Below are 21,504 nucleotides of genomic sequence, written 5' to 3' on the forward strand. Positions count from 1 at the left end.
ACCCACTTTCGTACGCGCTCCGATGGCCAACAGAACACAACTGCCCCCGAGACCCTTTGCCCACAGTACGGTGACTGCGTGAAAAGCCCGATTAGGTGGTTGGGCCGCGGAGCCGTTGTGGACATCCTTCTCGTCGTCGTGCTTGTGGTGTTCAACGTGTACGTGGCCGTATGGAGTGGTCTCCAGCGGGAGGGGCCTGCCGGCTGTCGTCCGTGGGCCGGGCTCGGTCTTCAGGTCGTGGTCGCGGTGGCCATGTTGATGCGCAGGACGCGGCCGTTGGCCGTGCTCGGCGTGGTCACGATGACAGCGGCCGTGATGTCCTTGTCGATGTGGCTGGTTCCCGGGCTGTTCCTGGCCTCGGCGGACGGGGCGGGGGTGTGGGTGCCCTCGGCCGCGCCCTTCGCGGCGTACAGCGCGGTGGTCTTCTCGACGCGGCCGCGTGTGGTGTGGGTGCTGACAGGCGTGTTGACGTTGCTGGCCACCCGATTGTGGGCGCTGTCGTTCACGGTGACGGCGAGTGGGCTGGTTCTGACCGCGGTTCCCGCGTTGCTGGGCCTGTACGTGGGGGCGCGGCGAGGGCTGATCGCGGCACTGACGGAGCGGGCCGAGCGGGCGGAGCATGAGCGGTTCCTCGTGGCGGAGCAAGCCCGCGCGGAGGAGCGAGTGCGGCTCGCGGGGGAGATGCACGACGTCGTGACGCACCGGGTCAGTCTGATGGTCCTGCAGGCAGGGGCGTTGCGCGTGACGGCTTCCGACGCACACGTGCGTGCTGAGGCCGAGGCGCTGCGGGCTGCGGGGTGTCAGGCACTGGAGGAGTTACGGGACTTAGTGGGGGTGCTGAGGTCACCGAGGAGCGCCGTGAAGGTGTTGGGGACCACGGAGAGGGATGTGAGCGGGCCGGGCCTGGGGTTGGCCATGCTGGTGGCGGAGTCCCGGGCGGTGGGCATGGAGGTGGAGTTCCAGGAGGCGGGGGACGCATCGGTGCCGGCTCCGGTGGTGGCGCGGACGGCGTACCGCATCGTTCAAGAAGCGTTGACGAATGTCCGCAAGCACGCCCCTGGGAGCTCGGTGCGGGTGGATGTGCGGTACGAGGTGGACCGGGTGCGGCTGCTGGTGCGCAATACCGCTCCGACGAAGCCGGGCGACGTCGATCTCGCGGCGAGTGGCTCAGGAAATGGCTTGAGCGGGCTGCGGCAGCGCATCGAACTCGTCGGCGGGACCTTCGCTTCGGGCTCCCTCCCCGACGGCGGCTTCACAGTGGAAACGACCCTGCCGACCTATGTGCCCACGACGAGGACGTGGATCCGGCCCGGCCAGCCCGCTGCCTCGGGGCTCTGGGGTTCCGGCGACTGACAGCAGCCGACGGCGAACGACGTGCCGGTGTCGCATGATCCTGGCCGTTCTCCCGCCGGTTCCCTTCCCTCTCCTCGTCCCGCGGCGCGGGACGAGGGCCCGCACGGGGTGCCGCCCCCTACGGGCCTGGTCGGAATCGTCGTCTCAGCGACTGACGAGCCCGGCGTCGTAGGCGAGCAGGCCCGCCTGAGTCCTGTTGGTGCATCCGAGCTTGACCAGCATGCGTGAGACGTAGCCCTTGACCGTCGCCTCGCTCAGAAACAGCTTCGAGGCGATCTGGGCGTTCGAGAGCCCCTCGCCGAGACAGGTGAGGACGTCCGTCTCGCGCTCGGTGAGTTTGCTCGCCATAAGCTTTGCGCGTTCTCGGGCCGCCTCTTCCTCGGAGGAGGCGGCGACCAAGCGGCGCGCGGCCACGGGCGAGAGGATCGCGTGGCCGTCCGCGGCGACCCGCACCAGACTGATCAGGTCCTCGGGTGGCGTCGACTTCACGAGGAAACCGCTCGCGCCGCTGCGCAGCGCTCGCATGACGTACTGGTCTGCGTCAAACGTGGTAAGAGCCACGACTTTCGGTGGCTGGTCGAGTTTGGTAATGCGGTCGATGGCGGTCAGTCCGTCGACGCCGGGCATACGCAGATCCATGAGGACGATGTCCGGGCGGTGCCGCACCACGGCCTCCACCGCTGCCGCACCGTCATGGGCTTCGTCGATGACTTCGATGTCTTCGGCGGACCCGAGAATGGCCCGCAAGTGAGCGCAGACCATGGGCTCGTCATCGACGACCAAAACATGGATTAATTTGTTCCCCATGCCGCGCAGTCTATCCAGGCGGAAGGCCAGTGGTTGGCCTCGATTGCTCATGATGGTTCGTCAGCTGCTCCGGCCGACCGCACCGCCTCTGACACCGCCCGGCCCGTGTGGCAGGTCACAGTGGCGCGTCGGAGGTCTGGGGCGGGCGGGTTCGACGCTTGCCCTTCCATCATCTGTCGCCTGGTGCCAGGTCCATGAGTAGGGAAATGTCATGTCGTGGGGCAACTTTCATCGGCGGCCGCACCAACGTTTCCCGCTGCCCGGCGAGCAGTCGGCTGGTGTTCCATAGGTGTTGGCACCGGAGCAGGGTTTCGAGGGACACCACCTGGATCTCTGTCGGTCCAGCGTCCCGGTGGTCGATTCCCCCGTAATCGGCCACCGGGATTTTTCTGTTCGGTTCGAAAATATGTGCCAACCTGTATGGAAAAGTAATCTTTTAGTGCGTGAAATTGTGCAGTTGGTGCGGGAGGTGACGGAGTGGTCCCGAACTCTCGGCAGCGTTCCCGTACGGCGCCCGCAGCCCTAGGGAGGTTCGCCCGGGCGCACGGCGTGTCTTGATTGCTTCTGCAACCATGTCGCGCGTGACCCCCGGGTACCGGTCAGGGGCGGTCCGGCGGCAGCGCTTTCGGCCGCGGTCTCGCTCGATGTCGCGCCGGGGGACCCTTGACCATCCCCTTACGCCTGCCATGTCGGTCCGCGAGGGTACCGGAAGCGGCAGTATTCACACCATGATCCGCATGACAGACTCTTACGGCGCGAGTCCACCGGCGCGACCCGGAGTTGGGCGATCCACCGACCGCGACTGTGTACGACCCCGCAGGTCCGCGAGGCCGTACGACGGCGGCGGCGAGGTGAACGTCCCCGAGAGGAGCGCGGGATATCCATTGCGGCACTCAACGGCTACTTTAGTTGCGCTGTTTCGATCCCGAAGGCCGTACGAAATCTAGGTGAAACCTGGAAAAATTGGAGCCGCGGTCGCCGCAACCAGCCGCGCAGAGTCACCATCTAGTTGAAGAGCGAACCCTACTTACCACCGGGAGATTTCATGCAGCCAGGGGCGGACAACCTGCGATTTCCGGTACATGACAACGGCCCTGGCGGCATGTTCGGGAAGGCTGATCTGGAATCGGTGGCGGCCCTGGAGGTGAGCGTCGGGACACGGAGCGGTGCACACGGGGTGCCGGGCGAGGGGCTCAGGTTCCGGATTCCGCAGCATGTCTGTGCGGCTGCTGTGTCGGAAGGCGGTTCGGCTGCTTCCTTCCTGACCGGATTGCTCGATCGGGCCCGCCCACTGGAACGCGTGAAGGTATTGGGCGTGGATACGCAGGCGGATGCCTCGGCCGCCGCGAGCCTGGTGGGTCTCGTACCCGAGGGGATGCCACTGGGGGAGATGCCGGTGCGCGATGCCCTGGTGGAGGCGGGCGTCGGCAAAGGGCTGGACCGGGTCACCGCCGAGGAGCGTACGGGGGAGGTGCTCGACGCGTTCGAATTACGTGACACCGAGTACGTTCCGACCACCCGGCTCCTCCCCGGGCAGCGTTCGCGTGTGGCGCTGGGGTGCGTTCTGCTGCCCCTGCCCAGACTGCTGCTGCTCTGCGACCCGTTGGACGGTGTGGACTCCGCTTCGGAAGCGATCATCCATCGTGTCATCAGTCGTTTCGCGGCGTCCACGGGAACCGTGGTGTTCTCCACCGGATCGACGGACGTCGTGGACCGTGTGGCCGACCATGTGCTCCTGATCCGTGATGATCAGGTAGTGGGTTCGCGTGTCTGCCCGCAATGCTGATGGGGCTGGGCGTCCACGACAGCGTCAGCGGTGATGACCTGCCGTGTGACGACGGGCGCTTCGGTGTCACCTCGCTGTAGCAGATCGGCGGCCCGGAGGTGCAGGGCTGCTCGGTCGTCGGGCGGCAGGTCGGCGAGGACGGAGTGCCGCGCGGTCGGGCAGCGAAAGGTTCCGCCATGTACCAGCCCGATCGCCTCGAGTTCGCGCAGGCTCAACGCGACCGCCTCGGGGGAGAGTTCGAGGAGCCGGGTGAGTGTGGACTCCGCGACAGCCCCGTCAAAGAGTGCCAGGCCTCTGGCTACGGCGAGAACCGATGGCTCGACCCGGTGGAGGCAGCTGAGCACCGCCTGCCGAAACGTGTGACCGACGGCCGGCGCGTGAGGAGCCCGTAGCAGACGGTCACTCTCCCCGCGGTCGGGGAGGAGGTCCTGGACGAGGGCTCGTACCAGCAGCGGATTGCCGCCGCTGATGCGGTGGACATCCCGGGCGATGCGCCGGGCGGTGGCATCGTCGAGGCACTCGCGGAGCAGCTCGGCCACGGCCCGCGCGCTCAGTGTGGTGAGGGGCAGGCGGATCAGACCGGGGTGGCGTAGCAGAGCGGCGCCGAAGAGCGGTCTGGTCAGGCGCAGTCCGGTTCGCCAGGCCAGTACCACCACCGCCGGCTTCGTACGCAGCTCCTCCATCGTGCGCTGCAGGCACTGCAGGGACGGGATGTCCGCGTAGTGCACGTCGTCGATCGCGATGACGACAGGACGCTCCTGGGCCTGGCTCACCATGGACGTGGTCAGTGACCGAAGGGTGTGGGCCCTTACGTGTTCTTCCTGCTCGGAGTCCGGGTCCCTCAGCAGTGCGGAGAATCTCGCGGCGTCGATCTGCTTCAGCACGGACTCCGACCGCTCCAGCGGTTGTTCGCCCCCGAGGAGCAGTTGCCCGAGCACAGCCATGGGGGTCCGGCGCTGTCTTCGAAGACCGATGGCTCTCAGGACCGTGAAACCCGCCGCTTCGGCCTGCTCGACGGCGAAGTTGAGCAACTCGCTCTTACCCGAGGCAACAGGACCCGTGACAGCGATCACTCGGGAGGGCGCGTCCCCCGGGGCCGACAGAATCTCCTCCAGGAGAGCGAATTCGTCGGCCCTCTCGACCAACCTCATAGCCCCAATTACCTTCCCGTATGAGCCTGCCTGGGTCAACGCGCCGGGTCCTCAATGGGAATTCCCGCGCCAATAGGAAGCGAGCGGAACCAGGTTTCACGACATCGAGGCGACCTCCACAATTTCCCCACGGGGGCCCCGTGGGCAGCAAGGGCTTGCATCGATTATGGCCGAATCCTGTTGGCGGGAGAGCTCTGAAAGAAGTCCTTGGTATCGACCAAGTGCATCGCCCCTCACATCGTCCGGCCCTACCTTTTAACGCCGCCGATGTGGTATAGGCGTTCAGTTTTGCGCCTGTAAGCAATGAGTAAACCATTCCGCTTGTGAAAATGGGAGAGCATCGCTGAGGTCAAGGGGGGGGGATGGTCGCGCAGCGGTCCGGAAACCCTGGGTTCGGGATTTCGTGGAAAATGGGTGCAGTGCTGTCAGTGGCATCGCGGTATATTTCGCAGAAGTGACGGCGTGATTGCTGGAAGGTCAGAATTCAGAGTCTTCAACACGATGCCGTCCCATCCAGATCTGACGGCTAGGGGATGGCTAGGGGTGGAGGAAGGCTGCCGCCGCGGATAGCGTCCCTGTACGAACGCACCGCTGCGGCAGTGGGCATCGCTTGATTCTCGAGCGGCTTCCTCGGTGAACCCGATGACGTAATGACCGGCGCGGTTGCGGAGGGCGTCCAGAAAGTGTTTTCCGGGAGCGCTCCGTATCCTCCCCGGTCGGCGGTCGGGCCTGGATCCGCGCCCGTCGCTCGCTACTTTCCGCGCAAAGCAGCCGCCCACCGCACAACCCGGCGAAATCTGTCGCCCGGAGCCGCGCCGACGTGATCAACCCACGAAGACCGTAGAGGACGACCATGGCGAGACTTCCCATCACGGGTTCCCGTGCCCCTGGACAGCCGCGGCGGGCTCCAGCCCGACGCGCCGGATCGCCAGGGGCGCGTCGATGACCGCACCCCACCCGGGTGCCGGGGAACTCGACGGCCGCGGTGAGCCGAGCGGTGAGGGCAGCACGACGACCGTGATCATCCCGACCTTCAACGAGGCGGAGAACGTACGGGAGTTGCTGTCCCAGCTCGCGGCCTGCCTGCCACCGGGGGGCGGGTACGAGGTCCTGTTCGTCGATGACAGCACCGACGACACCCCGGCCATCGTCGAGCAGGCCGCGCCCTCGTGTCCGTTTCCGGTCACCGCCATACACCGGGATGTCGCGGTGGGGGGTCTGAGCGGTGCGGTGGTGGAGGGCATGAAGGCCGCGGCGTCCGACTGGATCGTCGTCATGGATGCCGACCTGCAGCACCCGCCATCCCTGGTTCCCGAACTCATCGCGACCGGACACCGGACAGGAGCCGACCTCGTCGTCGCCAGTCGCTACGCGGGCGGCGGGAGCAACTCCGGGCTGTCCGGCCGCTACCGGGTCGCCGTGTCACGCGGCTCGACGCTTCTGGCGAAGTCGCTGTTTCCCTCGGCGTTGCGGGGGATCAGCGACCCCATGAGCGGCTTCTTCGCGATACGCCGCAGCGTAGTGCACTCCCGAGCGGACGTCCTGAGGCCCCTCGGCTACAAGATTCTCCTGGAGCTCGCAGTCCGCTGCCGCCCGCTGACCGTCGCCGAAGTCCCGTTCTCCTTCCAGGAGCGCTACGGCGGCGACTCGAAGTCCACCGTGCGCGAGGGGCTCCGTTACCTGGCGCACCTGACCTCGTTGCGCACCGCTTCGCACGGGGCGCGCATGCTGGCCTTCGGGCTGATCGGCCTGACCGGTTTCCTGCCCAACCTGAGCGCCCTCGCCGCGTTGACCGCGCTGGGTATGCACTATGTGCCGGCCGAGATCGTGGCGAACCAGTTCGGAGTCCTGTGGAACTTCGTCCTCATCGACCTCCTGCTCTTCCGTGACCGCCGCGGCCACCGGTCCTGCGCGAACCGTCTGGGCCGCTTCGCCCTCGTGGCCAACGCGGACCTGGTGTTGCGCGTCCCTCTGATCGCCCTCCTCGTCGCGAGTGCGCACATGGCGGTGCTGCCCGCCACGGCTCTGGCCCTCCTGGCGACGTTCGTCCTGCGTTTCATCGCCACGGAAGTACTGGTCTATCTGCCCTGGCATGGCAAGGGTCGACGGCAGGGCCGGCCGATGGCCAGACAGCGATAGACCACCCGCAGGCCACCTGCCCGCGTGCCCGCGCCGACAACCCTTCGTCGGCGCGGGCACGCGGGCAGTTTGCTTCATGCCGTGGCGCGACGCGGCTTCACGGGCCCACGCAAGGACGAGGTAGGCAGAGACCGAAACGGTGGCGTCAGGGGAGGTTCCACCGTTGGGCAGCCGTGCACGACTACAGGCTAGAGCGAGGGGCGGCGACCGAGCACCCCTACTGATCCCTTATCAGGAGTCCCGGGGCGCCGAAGTCACCGGCTTCCCGTGCCGTCACGGGCGAAGTGGAACCTTGGCGCAGGCACGGTGACAGGGCTGCCGTCACTGGATCGACAGGTGCTCGTGCGGAGTCGGCCCCGTGCTCGCCTGGCGAAGGTCCTGCTGGAGCGGCGACCTCTTCGGCGGACTGACGGGACGGGGAGGCCAGTAGTCCGCTCGGCGTGGCCAGTATGTGTGGGATACGAAACTTTCGACCGAGAAAGTCATGAAAAACCCTACAGACACCTCTGATGATCGCATGAAGTCCGTGTTGCTCCGATGTTTTCTGTCCATGGGGCGCTGGATCGCGTCGTCCTGCACGGTCTCGGGCTGGCGGCGACCGCCGGGACAAGTGACGATTGACACATGAATCGAACGTGCGTAATGGGACATCGTCCCGGCGCTTCGGCTGAATTTCCCGGGTGGCCCGTTTGGGGCTCACTGTTTCTTTGCGTTAAGAGTCGTTCGAGCATGAGTTGATTTACCTGGCGAATGGTCCGTAGCTGCCCCGTGACTGGCTACGTTCGGTAGCGGACGCGGGTCGTCACCCCATGGCTGCGGATCTCGGCCCAGGGTCGGTTGTGGGCGGTGCCGCCCGTGGAGACAGGGGAGCGGAATGGTGCCTTCCGGCTTTGTGCGTGGCTCCCCTTCGGGCTGCGAGGGGCATCTGAGGGCCTTGCCGCACGCCTGGAGTCTCGACTCTGATGGGCCTTTGATCTGCTGTGTTGTTGTGGGACATGCGGCGGGGGCGGTGTTTGGTGCCGTCCCGTCGGAGTAAGCGGAATTCTCCATTCACCCCGTGCGGGCTGGGTGGTCACCCCGGCTATCACATCCATCCCGGAAAAGGGAAGGGCTGAACGTTTCGAGCTTCGGTGGATTTGGTTGGTGCCGTCACCTCTTTCGGGGCTATCTTGGTATCGGAGATGAGCCATAGTTGATGCTGCTGTGCTCCGGGAGGCCCTTGAACGGGAGCCATTGAGCGGAGCTTGCCGCTGCGTGTAGTGGTGAACTTCGCTAATGGGGCAACCTGGACAGGGTTGATGGGTCGACTCTGAGTCGGAAGAGATGCCTGAGGCAGGCGGATATGCCTTGAACGGGGAGAGGTATTCTTGATATGAGCTTGGTTGAGCGAACCGATGATTTAATTCTCCTCGGGGAGATGGCGAAGGGGAACGCGGAGAAGTCTTCTCGGGTTGTGCTCGTCAGGGGGCCGATGGCCACCGGAAAAAGTGAGCTGCTGAATTACGTCGCCGAGGAGGCCGAGGCCGCCGGCTTCACGGTCCTCGCCGCGACCGGCCTGCGTGCGGAGCGCCGTACCCCCATGGCGATGTTCGGGCAGCTGCTGCTGGGTGGCCAGCTTCCGCAGGGGGAAACGGAACGTGTGGAGAAGGTGCTCGACGACGCCCGCTTCAGCGCGATGCTGCGGGACGCCGACTCCGAGCGGGAAGAGCATGTCAAGACTCACCTGATGCGTTCGCTGACCACGACCCTGGTGAGCCTGGTGCGGGAGCGGCCGCTGGCCGTCATCGTGGACGACGTCCATTACGCGGACATTCCGTCCCTGCAGTGCTTGCAGTACGCGATGCGCGAGCTGCGTACCAAGCCCGTCCTGACCGTCCTCGCCGCGGGCACCGGGCCGCATCCGGCCCGGCCGCTGTTCGGCGCGGAGCTGCTGCGCCACCCCCGCATGACCGAGCTGCGCACCAGCACGCTCAGCGAGCGGGCCGTGGCCCAGGTCATCGGGGAGAGCCTGCACGACACGGCCGCGCGCAACCTGGCCCCGGCCATCCACCGGGCCAGCGGCGGCAATCCGCTGCTCGTGCGCGCTCTCGTTCACGACCTGCGCACCGATGACGAGGCCAGCGGAGAGGACCAGGGCAGCAACGGCGCACCGGTGACGGGCCATGCCTATGAGCAGGCCGTGCTCGGGTGCCTGTACCGCAGCGAACCGGAGGTGCTCTCCGTCGCCCGCGGACTGGCCGTCCTGGACCGGGCCGCGACCGACGGCCTTCTGGCTGATCTGCTCGGACTCGCCCCCGACGTGGTCGCCTCGAGTCTGCGTGAGCTCGAAGCGGCCGGTTTCGTCGAATGCGACACGGAGCACCGAGCCTTCTGTCACCCGGCCGTCCGAAAGACGGTCCTCAACGACCTGGAGTGCGACGAGCGCGTCGAGCTTCACCGCCGCGCCGCCGACCGACTGCGCCTGCTCTGCGCCGAACCGCCACTCGTGGCCCGGCACATCGTGGCCTCCGGGTACGTCGACGACGCTCAGGCTCTCGACGTACTGTGCGAGACAGCGCGGCGCGCCCGCAGCGCCGAAGACGCCTCCTTCGCCGTCGTCTGCCTGCAGCTGGCCGACAGCGCCTGCGGCAACGGACCACGCCGCAGCGCCATTCTCGGCCAACTCACCAGGCTCGTCGGGCGACTGAGCCCGACGACGGCCGGTTCCTGCCTCAGCGCGCTGCGCGCGGCCTTCGACGAGGGCTGGCTCGCCGAACAGGAGACGCCGCTGCTCATCAAGGGTCTGCTGCGGCAGGGCAGCTTCCAGGAAGCCGCGAGCGTCGCCCACAAGTCCCGTGGCGCCTTCGGCAGTTGGTCGGCCGTGGCGACCTACCTGGCCAACGGCGCCGTACGCACCACGTATCCCGCTCTGCGCGAGCACTTCCCGCCGGACGACAATCCCGCACCGCCACCGGCCCTCGGCAGCGAGGTCCTGGCGGCACGTGGCGGCGACCCCGGCGTCAAGGCGGGTACGGCCCTGCACATCATCCTGGCCAAGGGCTGCGACGCGGGCGCCGCCGACCTTGCCGAGCACCTGCTGCAGGGCACTCGTCTGAGTGACGTCACCCTGGACCCGCTGCTCAGCGCGCTGTCCGTACTGATCTACGCGGACCGGCTCGGTACGGCGGCGCACTGGTGCGACGCCCTGCTGCGCGAGGCGACCAAACTGGGCGGGTCCGGCTGGCAGGCGCAGCTCTCCGAGTCCAGAGCCAGGATCGCGTTGCGGCAGGGCAATCCGGTGGACGCCATCCGCTACGCCACGAACGCGCTGGGCTGGATGCCCGCGCACAACTGGGGCGTCGCTCTCGGCTCCCTGCTGGCCACCCTGGTGGCCGCGCACACCGCGATGGGTCAGTGTGAACAGGCTGCTGCCTACCTGGACGGGCACATCCCGGACGCGGTCCATGACACGCGCCACGGTCTCGATCTGGTCTACGCGCGTGGTCAGTTCTACGCCGCCACCGACCGGCCGTACCCGGCCGTGGACGACTTCCTCACCTGCGGGGAGCGCATGCAGCGGTGGGGTATCGACCAGCCGTCCCTGGTGCCGTGGCGCTCCGCCGCCGCCGAGATGTACCTGCGTACCGGCAGAGAGGCCGAGGCCGAGAGACTGGCCCAAGAGCAGCTGGCCAAGTGTGGCCCCGGCCAGTCCCGCACCAGGGCCCAGACCCTGCGGGTCCTGGCCGAGGCGGCCGGGCTTCGCCGCCACCACCACCTGTTGCGCGAGGCCGTCGAAGAGCTCGAACCCTGCGAGGACCGTCTCGAACTGGTCCGCGTCCTCGGCGCGCTCAGCCGCTCGCACCACGCGCTCGGTGAACTCGGTCAGGCGCGCATGATGGCCCGCAGGGCCTGGCACATAGCCCAGGACACCCAGGCGGAAGCGCTGTGCTCGCAGCTGCTTCCGTACGGTGGTGGCGAGACCGTCACCGACCAGCAGGCCGTGGCGGGGGAGAGCAGCGCGACCGAACTGACCGACGCGGAGCGCCGTGTGGCGAGCCTCGCGTCCTTCGGGCACAGTAATCGCGAGATCGCCAGGAAGCTGTTCATCACCGTGAGTACCGTCGAGCAGCACCTCACCCGGGTCTACCGGAAGCTCAACGTGTCACGTCGCGGGGACCTTCCGCACGACCTGCTCGCTGACACGGCCTGCTGAACGGCAGGCAGGCGCGTACGAACCACATCTGACCATGTAGGGGGACAACAGAGCCGCGTCGGGCGCCATGTGGGCGCGTTGGCGCGGCGCCTTGTCGTGTACCCGCGACCGATGGCGCGCGGAACGTCCGGCGTCCGGCTCAATCATAGGAGTGATGAGGGGGCTGCCAGGGGTCCTCGGACACCCTCGATTACGGCGATAATCAGAGGTGTTGCGTGGACGTGCCGTGTACTGGACGAGGGCCGATCGCGGTCCCTCCCGCCGTTGCCGGACCCCGGCCTTTCGCGGCCGTTCGAGTATGTATCGCCGGGCCGGCCCCCACCACGGTCAGAGGAGTATCCGTTGCTTGCCGTGAACGGTGGTTTGCGCTCTGGAACTACTGATTCCGTCACCATGCTGGGACCGGACTTCCCCTTCGCGTACGACGACTGGATATCCCACCCGGCCGGAATCGGGCGCCTTCCGAAGGATGCGCTGGGAACTCCGGTCGCGGTGATCGGCGGCGGCATGTCGGGGCTCGTAACCGCCTACGAGCTGATGCGCCTCGGGCTGCGACCGGTGCTGTACGAGGCCGAGCAGATCGGCGGCCGGATGCGGTCGGCCGCGTTTGAGAGCCGTCCGGACGTCACGGCCGAACTGGGCGCCATGCGGTTTCCGAGGTCTGCGACCGCGTTCCACCACTACGTGAACCTCACCGGGCTCAAAACCCGGCCCTTCCCCAACCCGCTCACGCCCGTGAGCGGCAGCACCGTGATCGACCTGGGCGGTGTTCGGCACTACGCCCGCAACGCCGGCGACCTGCCCGACGTCTACCAGGAAGTCGAGATGGCCTGGGACAAGGCGGTGCAGGAGGGCGCCGAGTTCTACGCCATGGACGACGCCATCCGCCGCCGGGACGCCGACGCCATCAAGGCCATCTGGAACCCGCTCGTACGCGCCCTGGACGATCAGTCCTTCTACGGATTCATCGCCGGATCGCCGTACTTCCAGTCGTTCCGCCACCGTGAGATCTTCGGCCAGGTCGGCTTCGGCGCGGGAGGCTGGGACACCGACTTCCCCAACTCGATGCTGGAGATCCTGCGCGTCATCTATACCGGTGCCGAGAACGACCACCAGCTCATCGTCGGCGGCTCCCAGCAACTGCCCGAACGCCTGTGGCACCGCACGCCCGACGAACTCGCGCACTGGCCGAAGGGCACCTCCCTGGAGGCGCTGCACGGCGGCACCCCGCGTGGCGGCGTCGCCCGGATCGAGCGCACTGCCCGCGGTATCACCGTGCACGAGCCGGACGGCAGCGCCCGCACCTATCCAGTGGCAGTGTTCACCCCGCACAAGCGCACGCTCGTCACCAACATCCGCTGCGGCGGTCCCTTGCTGCCCGGGTCCGTGTGGACGGCGGTGGAACGCAGCCACTACATGGGTGCCTCCAAGCTGTTCGTCCTCGTCGACCGTCCCTTCTGGCGCGAGCGCGACCCGATGACCGGTCGCGAGGTGATGAGCACCACGCTCACCGACCGCATGCCGCGTGGCGTCTACCTCTTCGACGACGGCCCCGACCGTCCCGGCGTGATGTGCCTGTCGTACACATGGAACGACGACTCCTTGAAGATGGCGCCGCTCCCCGACGAGGCGCGCCTGGAGGCCGTTCTGGAGGTGCTGGCCGATATCTACCCGGACGTCGACATCCGGTCCCGGATCATCGCGCCACCGCGCACCGTCACCTGGGAGACAGAGCCACATTTCATGGGTGCCTTCAAGGCGAACCTTCCCGGTCACTACCGCTATCAGCGCCGCCTGTTCACCCACTTCATGCAGGACCAACTTCCGCAATGTCAACGGGGGTTCTTCCTCGCGGGTGACGACGTCTCCTGGACGGCGGGCTTCGCCGAGGGCGCTGTGACCACCGGCCTCAACGCCGTGTGGGGCGTCGTGAACCACCTGGGCGGCGGCACCCCGCCCGGCAACCCCGGGCCCGGTGACCTGTTCCACGATCTCGCCCCGGTCGACCTGCCCGACGCCTGACAAGGACAGGGCGCGGTCGGGGGTGGTTAGGGGTTCTGCCACCGACCCGGCCTGCATACCGTCGCCATGCAGCCGAAGTGGCCCCGGTCGCGAACGAGGAGAGAGATGAGCGAAACACCCGAGTCCGAGACCTGGCGCCTGAAGGTCGACCGCTCCCTATCGCCGCGGCGCGAGCCCGGGCCGATCGACCTGCGCCGCTACTACGTGCAGCCGGCCTACTCGGGCATGCCCACGTTCATGGGCGTCCCGCTGGCGCTGACTCAGGAGGATCTGCGCGCCGGCAAGGTCGACGTCGCCGTGGTGGGCTGCCCGGTCGACTCCTCCACCGGCCACCGGGGCGCCGCTTTCGGGCCCCGGGCGATCCGGGCCGACGAGCGGTACATGTACGCCACACCCGAGGGCTACATCCACTCGGCCACGCGGATCAACCCGTTCAACATCCTCAAGGTCGTCGACTACGGAGATGCGGCCACCGACCCGTTCGACGTCGCGCGGTCCATGGAGCCCATCCGCGGCCTGGTCCGGGAGATCGCCGAGGTCGGGGCGGTCCCGGTCGTCCTCGGTGGCGACCACTCGTTGCTGTGGCCCAGCGTCGGCGGTCTCTCCGAGGTACACGGGCACGGCAGCATCGCCGTCGTCCACTTCGACGCCCACCCGGACTGCCACGACGAAATCTTCGGCCACAAGGCCACCCACACCACGCCGATCCGCCGCCTGCTGACCGACGAGCGGTTGCCCGGTCCGAACCTCATCCAGGTGGGCCTGCGTACCGCCACCGGACCCGACGACCAGCTCTTCAACTGGATGCGCCGGGCCGGCATGCGCTCGCACTTCATGGCCGAGGTCGAGCGCATCGGCTTCGGAGCCGTCGTGGACAAGGTCATCGAAGAGGTCAAGGCGGTTGCCGACCACGTCTACCTGTCCCTGGACATCGACGTGCTCGACCCGGCGTACGCGCCCGGCACCGGCACCCCCGAACCCGCGGGCCTGACCACGCGCGAATTGTTCACCGGGCTGCGGCGCCTCGCGCACGAGACCAACCTGATAGGCATGGACGTCGTCGAGGTCGCGCCGCACCTGGACCCGGGCTACACCACCGCGATGAACGCCCGCAGGGCTGTCTTCGAAGCCCTCACCGGCCTCGCGATGAACCGGATCAAGATCTCCGCGGAGAACTACGCCAACCCGATCGTGGCCGGCGAGGTGCGTTTCCCGTTCGCATAGGCTGAAGCACGAAACAAGGGGCGGGCACGGACCTGAGTCCGTGCCCGCCCCTTCGACGCGGGTCGCGCCGCGCTCAGTACAGGTGGCCCAGGCCGGGCCACGCCTTCGACCACGGCTGCTCCGCGCCGGTGCAGATCCACACCTTGGTGCCCGCCACCTGGTTCCCCTTGCCCGCGACCGTCCCGGCCGCGCGCACGTCGGCGAAGCGCTTCAGCAGCTGCTCACGGTCGGAGCCGACGAAGATCGTCGTGCGGGCGTCGTCCGGCGGCGCCCCGAAGTACCAGTAGCCGCGGTGGGCGCTGTAGACGTCCGGCAGGCCGGCGCGGGAACCGAGGTGGTCGAGGGCGCCTGCCTCCGTGTAGTACTCGGTGACGATCACAGCACGGTCCCGCTCCCCGGCCGGGAGCGACCGCGTGGCCTTCTCCACCGCGTCCACCAGCTTGTTCCAGCCGACCGTTTCGGCTGCCTGCGGATTGTTCTTCGTACCCGCCACCGCCTCCTCGTCAGACCGGGGCAGCACCGGCAGCGACGTCAGAGCCGAGAACGCGAAGAGCAGGCCGATCACCGGCCAGCTCACCGCCCACCGCCACCACTTGGACGGGGCGCCCCGCTCCATGCGCACGGCACCCGCGGCCCACAGCACGGGGAACAACCCCGCTGCGTAGGTCGGCCGGCCGCCGCTCACCAGGAACAGCAGGAACAGGCCGACGAAACTCCAGCCCAGGAACCGGTACGGACGCAGCTCGGGGGAGCGCAGCAGCTGCCAGAGGCCGTACCCGAGCAGGGCCGCGAGCAGAACCCCGGCCAGGAAGAAGCCGACGCCCACGTAAGCGACCGGTCCGGAGCTCTCCCGCCGGAACACGCTTGCCATGTCGAGCTGGGGCCAGCCGTGGTCCGCCTGCCACAGCAGGGCCGGTATCGCGGTCACGACGACGATGGCCCCGCCGACCCACAGCAGCGGGCGGCGCAGCAGCTGCCGCGGGCCGACGAAGAGGACGCTGACGGCTACCGCGAGCCAGAGGAAGGCGATGGAGTACTTGGCCTGCATGGCGACCGCGGTGACCAGCGCGGCAGCGAGCAGCATCCTGTCGTCCCGGCGGCGCACCCAGGACACCAGGAGCCAGCTGACCGCCGTCCACGCGACGATGTCGATGGTGGAGGCCGAGAGCGCATGCCCGATGATCATGACGAGCGGTACCGCCGCCCACACGGCCGCGGTACGCAGCTGCGCCCGTGTCCCGCCGCCCAGTTCACGGGCGATCAGCGCGGCGAAGAGCGTGCCGGTCGCGGCGAGGATCGTCGACGGGAGGCGCAGGCCTACCAGCGAGCCGTTGAACAGGCCGTCCATCGTCGTGGCCAGCAGCGGCAACAGCGGCGGATTATCGGCGTACGACCAGCTCAGGTGCTGTGCGGCGCCCAGGAAATACAGTTCGTCGCCCTGGTAGCCCCAGCGGCCGCTGGTGACGAGGAGCAGCAGGCCGAGCACGGCTCCGACGGCGGCCACCGGTTTCCACGCGAAGTCGGGCAGTTCCTCGGCCCCGGCCGCCGTGGAAGACGGCCCGCCGGGTTTCCCGGCCGTGGGAAACGGCTTTCCCGATGGTTGGGTTGTGGTGGTCACGGAGTCCTCCCCCGAAGCGGTCTGCTAGGGCGTCGGCCGCCGTGCTCGGGTCAGTTGGAGGACGTGGCCGAATCTGGCTGGTGCGCCCGGTACCAGAAGTCCGAGCGTAGGGCGGCGGCGAGCGGCGGACGCGCGGTGAGCACGGCTTCAGGGGCCCGTAGGGGGCAAACGGGGGGCCTGACGAAAGTCGTACGAGGCCGAACTTTGGTGGTCTGTGATCACGACCTTATGGGGCTGGTCCGGCTCCCGTGGCAGGGCGAGGATTCTCTCAGGTTCGGATGGCGGTGCGCATCGCACTCCCCCCGGCGGTGTGGCTGTCCGGACCGATCCTTTGAAACCGCAAACGCAGGAAAAGGCGAGAGGCCGTCAGAGATGCAGCAGAAGACCGTTGAGTACTCGCAGTTCGCCACGTTGGTGGTCGGGTCCTGGTGCGGCATCATCCCGATCATCCTCAAGATCATCGGCAACGACACCAAGGGAGCCTTCCTGCCCCTGCACCTGCCCGATCCCGCCTCGATGATCGTCGCGAGCATCGTGGCCGTTGCCGCCATCGTGGGGATCTTCGCGCTGGACAAGGCGAAGCCCAAGAAGACCGCGGCCGAAGGTAGCGCCGCCTGACGGGTCGGGCCGTCGGCTGTCCCCCGGACCGGGGGCCCGACCATACCTGCGCTGCACGCCGCCGGACGACGTCCGGCGGCGTGCAGCGCGCTGTTGACATGGAACGAAAGGCCGCAGCGATGCAGCACACAGCACCCGGCAGGGGCGCGCACCACACGGCCACGGGCGAAGCGCCCGTGGCGAGCCCGGGACCCGGGGCCCCTGACGGAACGGGCCCGGCCCCCACGGTCCTGCGGCTGCGTCCGCCCGCTCACCGGGTGGATCCACGGTCGGTGGCGTGGTGGACCTGGCAGGCGGTACTCGTCGTCCTGGGCGTCCTCGCTTGTGTGGCGGGCCTGCTCGTCTGGCTGTGGCGGACGCTGCCACTGCCCGTCAGCGCGGGAACCGCCGTGCTGTCCGTGTCGCTCTCGGCCGCGTACGTGGTGATCGCGCCGCGCCGGCGATACCGCGTGCACCGTTGGGAGACCACGGACGAGGCCGTCTACACCTCGTCCGGCTGGCTCTGGCAGGTCTCCCGGATCGCCCCGATGTCGCGGATCCAGACCGTCGACACCGCCCGCGGCCCGCTGCAGCAGATGCTGGGCCTCGCCACCGTCGTCGTCACCACGGCCTCCGCCGCCGGGCCCGTACGCATTCACGGTCTCGACCACGAGCGGGCCAAGGAGGTCGCGGACCACCTCGCGGCCACCACTCAGGCCACCCAGGCGGCCGAAGGGGACGCGACATGAACAACCCCACCCGCGCTCGCCGCGACCCAGACACCCCCGGCCAAGCCCATCGGCCCGAACAGGCTGATGAGACCGGCCAGGCCCCGGACGACCCCGCCGCACCCGGCACGGCGCCCGCCGAAGCGGAGCGGGCGGACGGCGGCGTGCCCTGGCGGCGGCTCGACAACCGGCTGCTGCTCGTCCAGCTCAAGTGGCTCGTCCCGCCCGCCCTGTCCACCGGGTTCTACGCCCTCATCACCCTGGGCCGGCTCGACCGCGAGGCGTACATCCGTCTCGGCCTGCTCGCGGGCGTCTTCCTGCTGATCATGCTGTGGCGGCTCGTGGAACTCCTCACCACCCACTACCGTGTCGCCGGCGACATCCTCGAAGTGCGCACCGGCCTCCTCGGCCGCCGTCGACGCACGGTCCCCTGCGACCGGATCCGGGGCATCGACCTCACCGCAGACCCCTTCCTGCGTGTCTTCGGTCTGGTCACCGTGAAGATCACCACCGCTCAGGGCGGCGGCGAGCAGGGTGACACCAGCCTCGAGGCCCTGCGCGCGGCGGACGCGGAGGAACTGCGCCAGACGCTGCTGCGCCGGGCCGAGGCCGCGCCGGGCAAGGCCGACCCCGACCGGCTCATCGCCCGCATGGACTGGGCCTGGCTGCGCTACATGCCGCTGAACTCGTGGGGCGTGCTCGCCGTCCTCGTCGTGGGAGCCTCCGCCCTTCGTATCCTGGACGGCTTCGGTATCAAGCCGGAGCGGACCCTGCGGGCCGTCCTCGGGTTCCTGGGCGCCGCCGGGCTGTGGGAGAGCATCGTGCTCGGCACGCTCGCGCTGCTCGTCGTCGGGTCGGTCACGGCTGTCGCCCTCGCCGCGGAGGAGTGGTGGGGCTACCGCCTGGAGCGGGATGAGAGCGACAACTTCGCCGTTCACCGGGGCCTGCTGACCACCCGTTCGCTCTCCATCGACGCGCGCCGGATGCGCGGCGTCGAGGTCACCGAACCGCTGGCGCTGCGACTCGGCGGCGGCGCACATGTGGCGGCCGTGGCCACTGGCCTGCAGAAGACCGAGGACCTGGAGGTCAGCAAGATGCGGACCCTCAGCCCCGGCGTACCGCGCGCCCGTGCGCACGAGATCGCTGCCGCCGTCGTCGGTGAACACCCGTCCCCGACCACCGCCGCGCTCCGTCCCCACCCGCGGGCCGCACTGCGCCGCCGCCACGTCAGGGCCGCACTCACCGTGCTCGCACCGTGTGCGGGGCTCGCGCTGCTCGGTCTCCTGCTCACCCCCGTACTGCTGCACATCGCGTGGATCTCCGCCGCGGTGCTGCTACCCGCGGGCGCGCTGTTCGCGCACAGCGGCTACCGCGCGCTTGGGCATGCCCTGCACGGCCGTCATCTGCTGACGCGTTACGGCACCTTCATACGACGGACCGTGGCGCTGCGGCGGGACAGCGTTGTCGGCTGGGTGATCGTCCAATCGCCCGCCCAGCGCCGGTCCGGCCTGGCCACCGTCCGGGTCACCACCTCGGCGTGCAAAAGCGGTGCTTATCCGGTGCGCGACGTGAACCTCGCGGAGGGTCTGGTCTTCGCCGACGAGGCGGTCCCCGGGCTCCTCACCCCCTTCCTGGAGCGAGGCTGACGGGGCAAGGCCCGCACTCGACGGCCGGGCGCACAGCGCGACGCCCCCGGACCTCCTGTTCCGGGGGCGTCGCGCGGTACGGACCGTCAGCCCGGCAGCGGGCGGGAAGTTCAGCCCGACAACGTGCGGTAGCGGCGGGTCGTCAGCGGCACGAACACCGCGAGCAACGCCACGCACCACAGGACGAGATACAGCGCGGAGTGCTGTGCGGCCCAGCCGGTCGCCTCCGGGAAGTCTTTCGGCGCCGGATTGCCGAACAGGTCGCGAATGGTGTCGCACAGCGCCGTCAGAGGGCTCCACTCGGCCAGGGCCTTGAACGGCTGGATCATGTACTGGCTGCCCACCAGAGCCGACGAGACGAAGGTGAACGGGAACACCCACATGATGCCGAGGCTCTGCGCGCTCTCCAGGCGCTTGCAGCACAGGCCGATGTAGGCGCCCACCCAGGAGATCGCGAAGGCGAACAGCAGCAGCAGGCCGTAGGCCGCGACGGCCGACAGGAAGTCCGACCTGATCCGCCAGCCAATGGCGAGCCCGCACAGCGAGAGGAGTGCGATATTCATCGCGGTCGCGGCCAGGTCCGAGCTGGTACGGCCGATGATCACGGCGGCGCGCGAGATGGGCAGCGACCGGAACCGGTCCACGATGCCCTTCTCCATGTCGTAGGCGATGCCCACCGTGGTGTAGATGTTCACGAACACCGCGTTCTGGCCCAGCATGCCCGGGATCAGATACTCCGGGTACAGCGCGCCGAGCCCGCCGCCGATCACGAAGGCGAACAGCACGACGAACATGATGGACGTGCACAGATGGGATATCAGGGCACCGGGCTCCCGCCAGATGTGCAGCAGATTGCGCCCGGTGATGATCGAACCGCTGCGGGCGGCCTCCGTAATGCTGCTCACGACACCTTCTCCGGGACGCGGTCCTGAGTCTCGGAGGACTCGGATGCGTCGGGTTCGGTCCTGCCGGTCAGGGACAGGAACACGTCGTCGAGCGTCGGCCGCTGCAGACCGATGTCCACCAGCTCGACGCCCAGGTCTTCCAGCTGCCTGATGGCGGCGCCCAGGGCCTTGACGCCGGTGGCGACGGTCACCGACACGGCGCGCGCCAGCTCCTCGACCGTCGGCGGGGCGGTGCCGATCCTGGCGAGAACCTCCTTCAGAGCGGCCACGCCGTCCGCGGTGGCCGCGACGGCGCGGATCTTGTCGGCGCCGACCTGCGCCTTGAGCCGGTCGGCGGTGTCGTGCGCGATGACCCTGCCGTGGTCGATGACGGCGATCGAATCGGCGAGCTGATCGGCCTCCTCCAGGTACTGCGTGGTCAGCAGCACCGAGGTGCCGTCGCTGACCAGCTCGCCCACCTGGTCCCAGGTGTCCAGGCGGCCGCGGGGGTCGAGGCCCGTCGTGGGCTCGTCGAGCACCATCACAGCGGGCTCGCCGACGAGCGCGCTCGCCAGGTCAAGACGGCGCCGCATACCTCCCGAGTACGTCTTGGGCGGCCGGTTCGCCGCTTCCTTGAGGCCGAAACGGTCGACGAGGTACTTGGCGCGGTCGGCCGCGGCCGACTTGGACAGGCCGCACAGCCGGGCGAACATCACGACGTTCTCGTAGCCCGTGAGGCTCTCGTCGACCGCCGCGAACTGGCCGGACAAGCCCATCGAACGCCGCACCTCGTGCGGCTTCTCCAGAACGTCGTGGCCGTTCACCCAGGCGCGGCCGCCGTCCGGCCGAAGCAGGGTGGACAGGCAGCGCACGGTCGTGGTCTTGCCCGCGCCGTTGGGGCCCAGCAGTCCGAGCACCTGACCTGTCGGCAGCTCGAGGTCGACGCCATCGAGCGCGCGGACCGAGCCGAACTTCTTGACGAGCCCTTCGGCCCGCAGGGCTGTACGTGGCTTGGAAAGAGTCATAATCACCCCGGTAGCCGGTGGAATCTCAGGCGCCGGGCAGCTCGTAGCTAATGCGCTCCCCCATTGCCTCGGATGGAATTCGGATCGAATGTGAAACCGGCCGCTCTCCAAAGCGTAGGCCCGGCCGTACAGTTCAGATTTCTCGGGAGCGTATCGCATGGAAGGCCACTGCGTTCAGAGGCATTGCATTCCCGCGTGACTCGGATGACACTCGAAGTCATACCCTACGGGCCATCGGCGGGATATGGATAGCGGGCGAGTATCCAGCCCAAGAACAGGGGCTCCTAGGGGCGGCATAGGGGGAGTTCCGCGGGCCGGGGCGACGCGTTTAT

13 protein-coding genes and 1 pseudogene are annotated in these 21,504 nt (G+C 68.4%); 9 read left to right on the top strand and 5 right to left on the bottom strand.

The window, feature by feature from the left end:
* Positions 1–117: 117 nt before the first annotated feature.
* Positions 118–1,353: a sensor histidine kinase gene (locus ACWC5C_RS37670; protein ID WP_450883101.1), complete on the top strand. Its 1,236-nt coding sequence runs from the start codon at positions 118–120 to the stop codon at positions 1,351–1,353.
* 144 nt (positions 1,354–1,497) lie between these two features.
* Here ACWC5C_RS37670 and ACWC5C_RS37675 read toward each other — a convergent pair whose 3' ends face one another.
* On the bottom strand, positions 1,498–2,160 hold the full coding sequence (locus tag ACWC5C_RS37675; protein ID WP_450883103.1) for a response regulator: 663 nt from the start codon (positions 2,158–2,160) through the stop codon (positions 1,498–1,500).
* A gap of 1,045 nt (positions 2,161–3,205) precedes the next feature.
* Here ACWC5C_RS37675 and ACWC5C_RS37680 point away from each other — a divergent pair.
* Entirely contained in the window at positions 3,206–3,946 is a 741-nt protein-coding gene (locus ACWC5C_RS37680) for a hypothetical protein (protein WP_450883105.1), read from the top strand.
* On the opposite strand, the gene ACWC5C_RS37685 is transcribed toward ACWC5C_RS37680, so the two are convergent.
* Entirely contained in the window at positions 3,910–5,097 is a 1,188-nt protein-coding gene (locus ACWC5C_RS37685; RefSeq protein ID WP_450883107.1) for an AAA family ATPase, read from the bottom strand. The two genes, ACWC5C_RS37680 and ACWC5C_RS37685, sit on opposite strands and share 37 nt — an antisense overlap.
* A gap of 942 nt (positions 5,098–6,039) precedes the next feature.
* Between ACWC5C_RS37685 and ACWC5C_RS37690 the strand changes: the two genes are divergently transcribed.
* From ACWC5C_RS37690 to ACWC5C_RS37705, 4 genes and pseudogenes are all read left to right on the top strand, one after another.
* Positions 6,040–7,236 carry a glycosyltransferase gene (locus tag ACWC5C_RS37690; protein ID WP_450883109.1) on the top strand — a complete coding sequence of 399 codons (1,197 nt, stop codon included), beginning with the start codon at positions 6,040–6,042 and terminating at the stop codon, positions 7,234–7,236.
* Between the two features lie 1,372 nt (positions 7,237–8,608).
* A complete protein-coding gene (locus tag ACWC5C_RS37695; RefSeq protein ID WP_450883111.1) occupies positions 8,609–11,428 on the top strand; it encodes an AAA family ATPase in 2,820 nt (939 codons plus the stop codon).
* A 393-nt stretch (positions 11,429–11,821) separates the two neighbouring features.
* Positions 11,822–13,450, top strand: a complete 1,629-nt coding sequence (locus ACWC5C_RS37700) for a flavin monoamine oxidase family protein (protein WP_450883113.1) — start codon at positions 11,822–11,824, stop codon at positions 13,448–13,450.
* Between the two features lie 237 nt (positions 13,451–13,687).
* Positions 13,688–14,572 (top strand): annotated as a pseudogene (locus ACWC5C_RS37705) (agmatinase family protein); the annotation flags it as partial.
* A gap of 175 nt (positions 14,573–14,747) precedes the next feature.
* Here the strand turns inward: ACWC5C_RS37705 and ACWC5C_RS37710 are convergent.
* Entirely contained in the window at positions 14,748–16,292 is a 1,545-nt protein-coding gene (locus ACWC5C_RS37710) for a glycosyltransferase family 39 protein (RefSeq protein WP_450883115.1), read from the bottom strand.
* Positions 16,293–16,664: 372 nt separating this feature from the next.
* Here ACWC5C_RS37710 and ACWC5C_RS37715 point away from each other — a divergent pair, with 372 nt between their 5' ends.
* The 3 genes from ACWC5C_RS37715 (at position 16,665) to ACWC5C_RS37725 (ending at position 19,263) form a co-directional block, all read left to right on the top strand.
* Positions 16,665–16,910, top strand: a complete 246-nt coding sequence (locus tag ACWC5C_RS37715) for a hypothetical protein (RefSeq protein ID WP_450883117.1) — start codon at positions 16,665–16,667, stop codon at positions 16,908–16,910.
* A 257-nt stretch (positions 16,911–17,167) separates the two neighbouring features.
* Entirely contained in the window at positions 17,168–17,638 is a 471-nt protein-coding gene (locus tag ACWC5C_RS37720) for a PH domain-containing protein (RefSeq protein ID WP_450883119.1), read from the top strand.
* Entirely contained in the window at positions 17,635–19,263 is a 1,629-nt protein-coding gene (locus ACWC5C_RS37725; protein ID WP_450883121.1) for a PH domain-containing protein, read from the top strand. Before ACWC5C_RS37720 ends, ACWC5C_RS37725 begins: the two co-directional genes overlap by 4 nt.
* Before the next feature lie 110 nt (positions 19,264–19,373).
* Here the strand turns inward: ACWC5C_RS37725 and ACWC5C_RS37730 are convergent, their stop codons facing one another.
* Together ACWC5C_RS37730 and ACWC5C_RS37735 are read right to left on the bottom strand one after the other, a co-directional pair.
* On the bottom strand, positions 19,374–20,168 hold the full coding sequence (locus tag ACWC5C_RS37730) for an ABC transporter permease (RefSeq protein ID WP_450883123.1): 795 nt from the start codon (positions 20,166–20,168) through the stop codon (positions 19,374–19,376).
* A complete protein-coding gene (locus ACWC5C_RS37735; RefSeq protein WP_450883125.1) occupies positions 20,165–21,172 on the bottom strand; it encodes an ATP-binding cassette domain-containing protein in 1,008 nt (335 codons plus the stop codon). The genes ACWC5C_RS37730 and ACWC5C_RS37735 overlap by 4 nt, the downstream gene beginning before the upstream one ends.
* Positions 21,173–21,504: the final 332 nt, after the last annotated feature.

The sequence above is a fragment of the Streptomyces sp. NPDC001700 genome, from assembly GCF_053596435.1.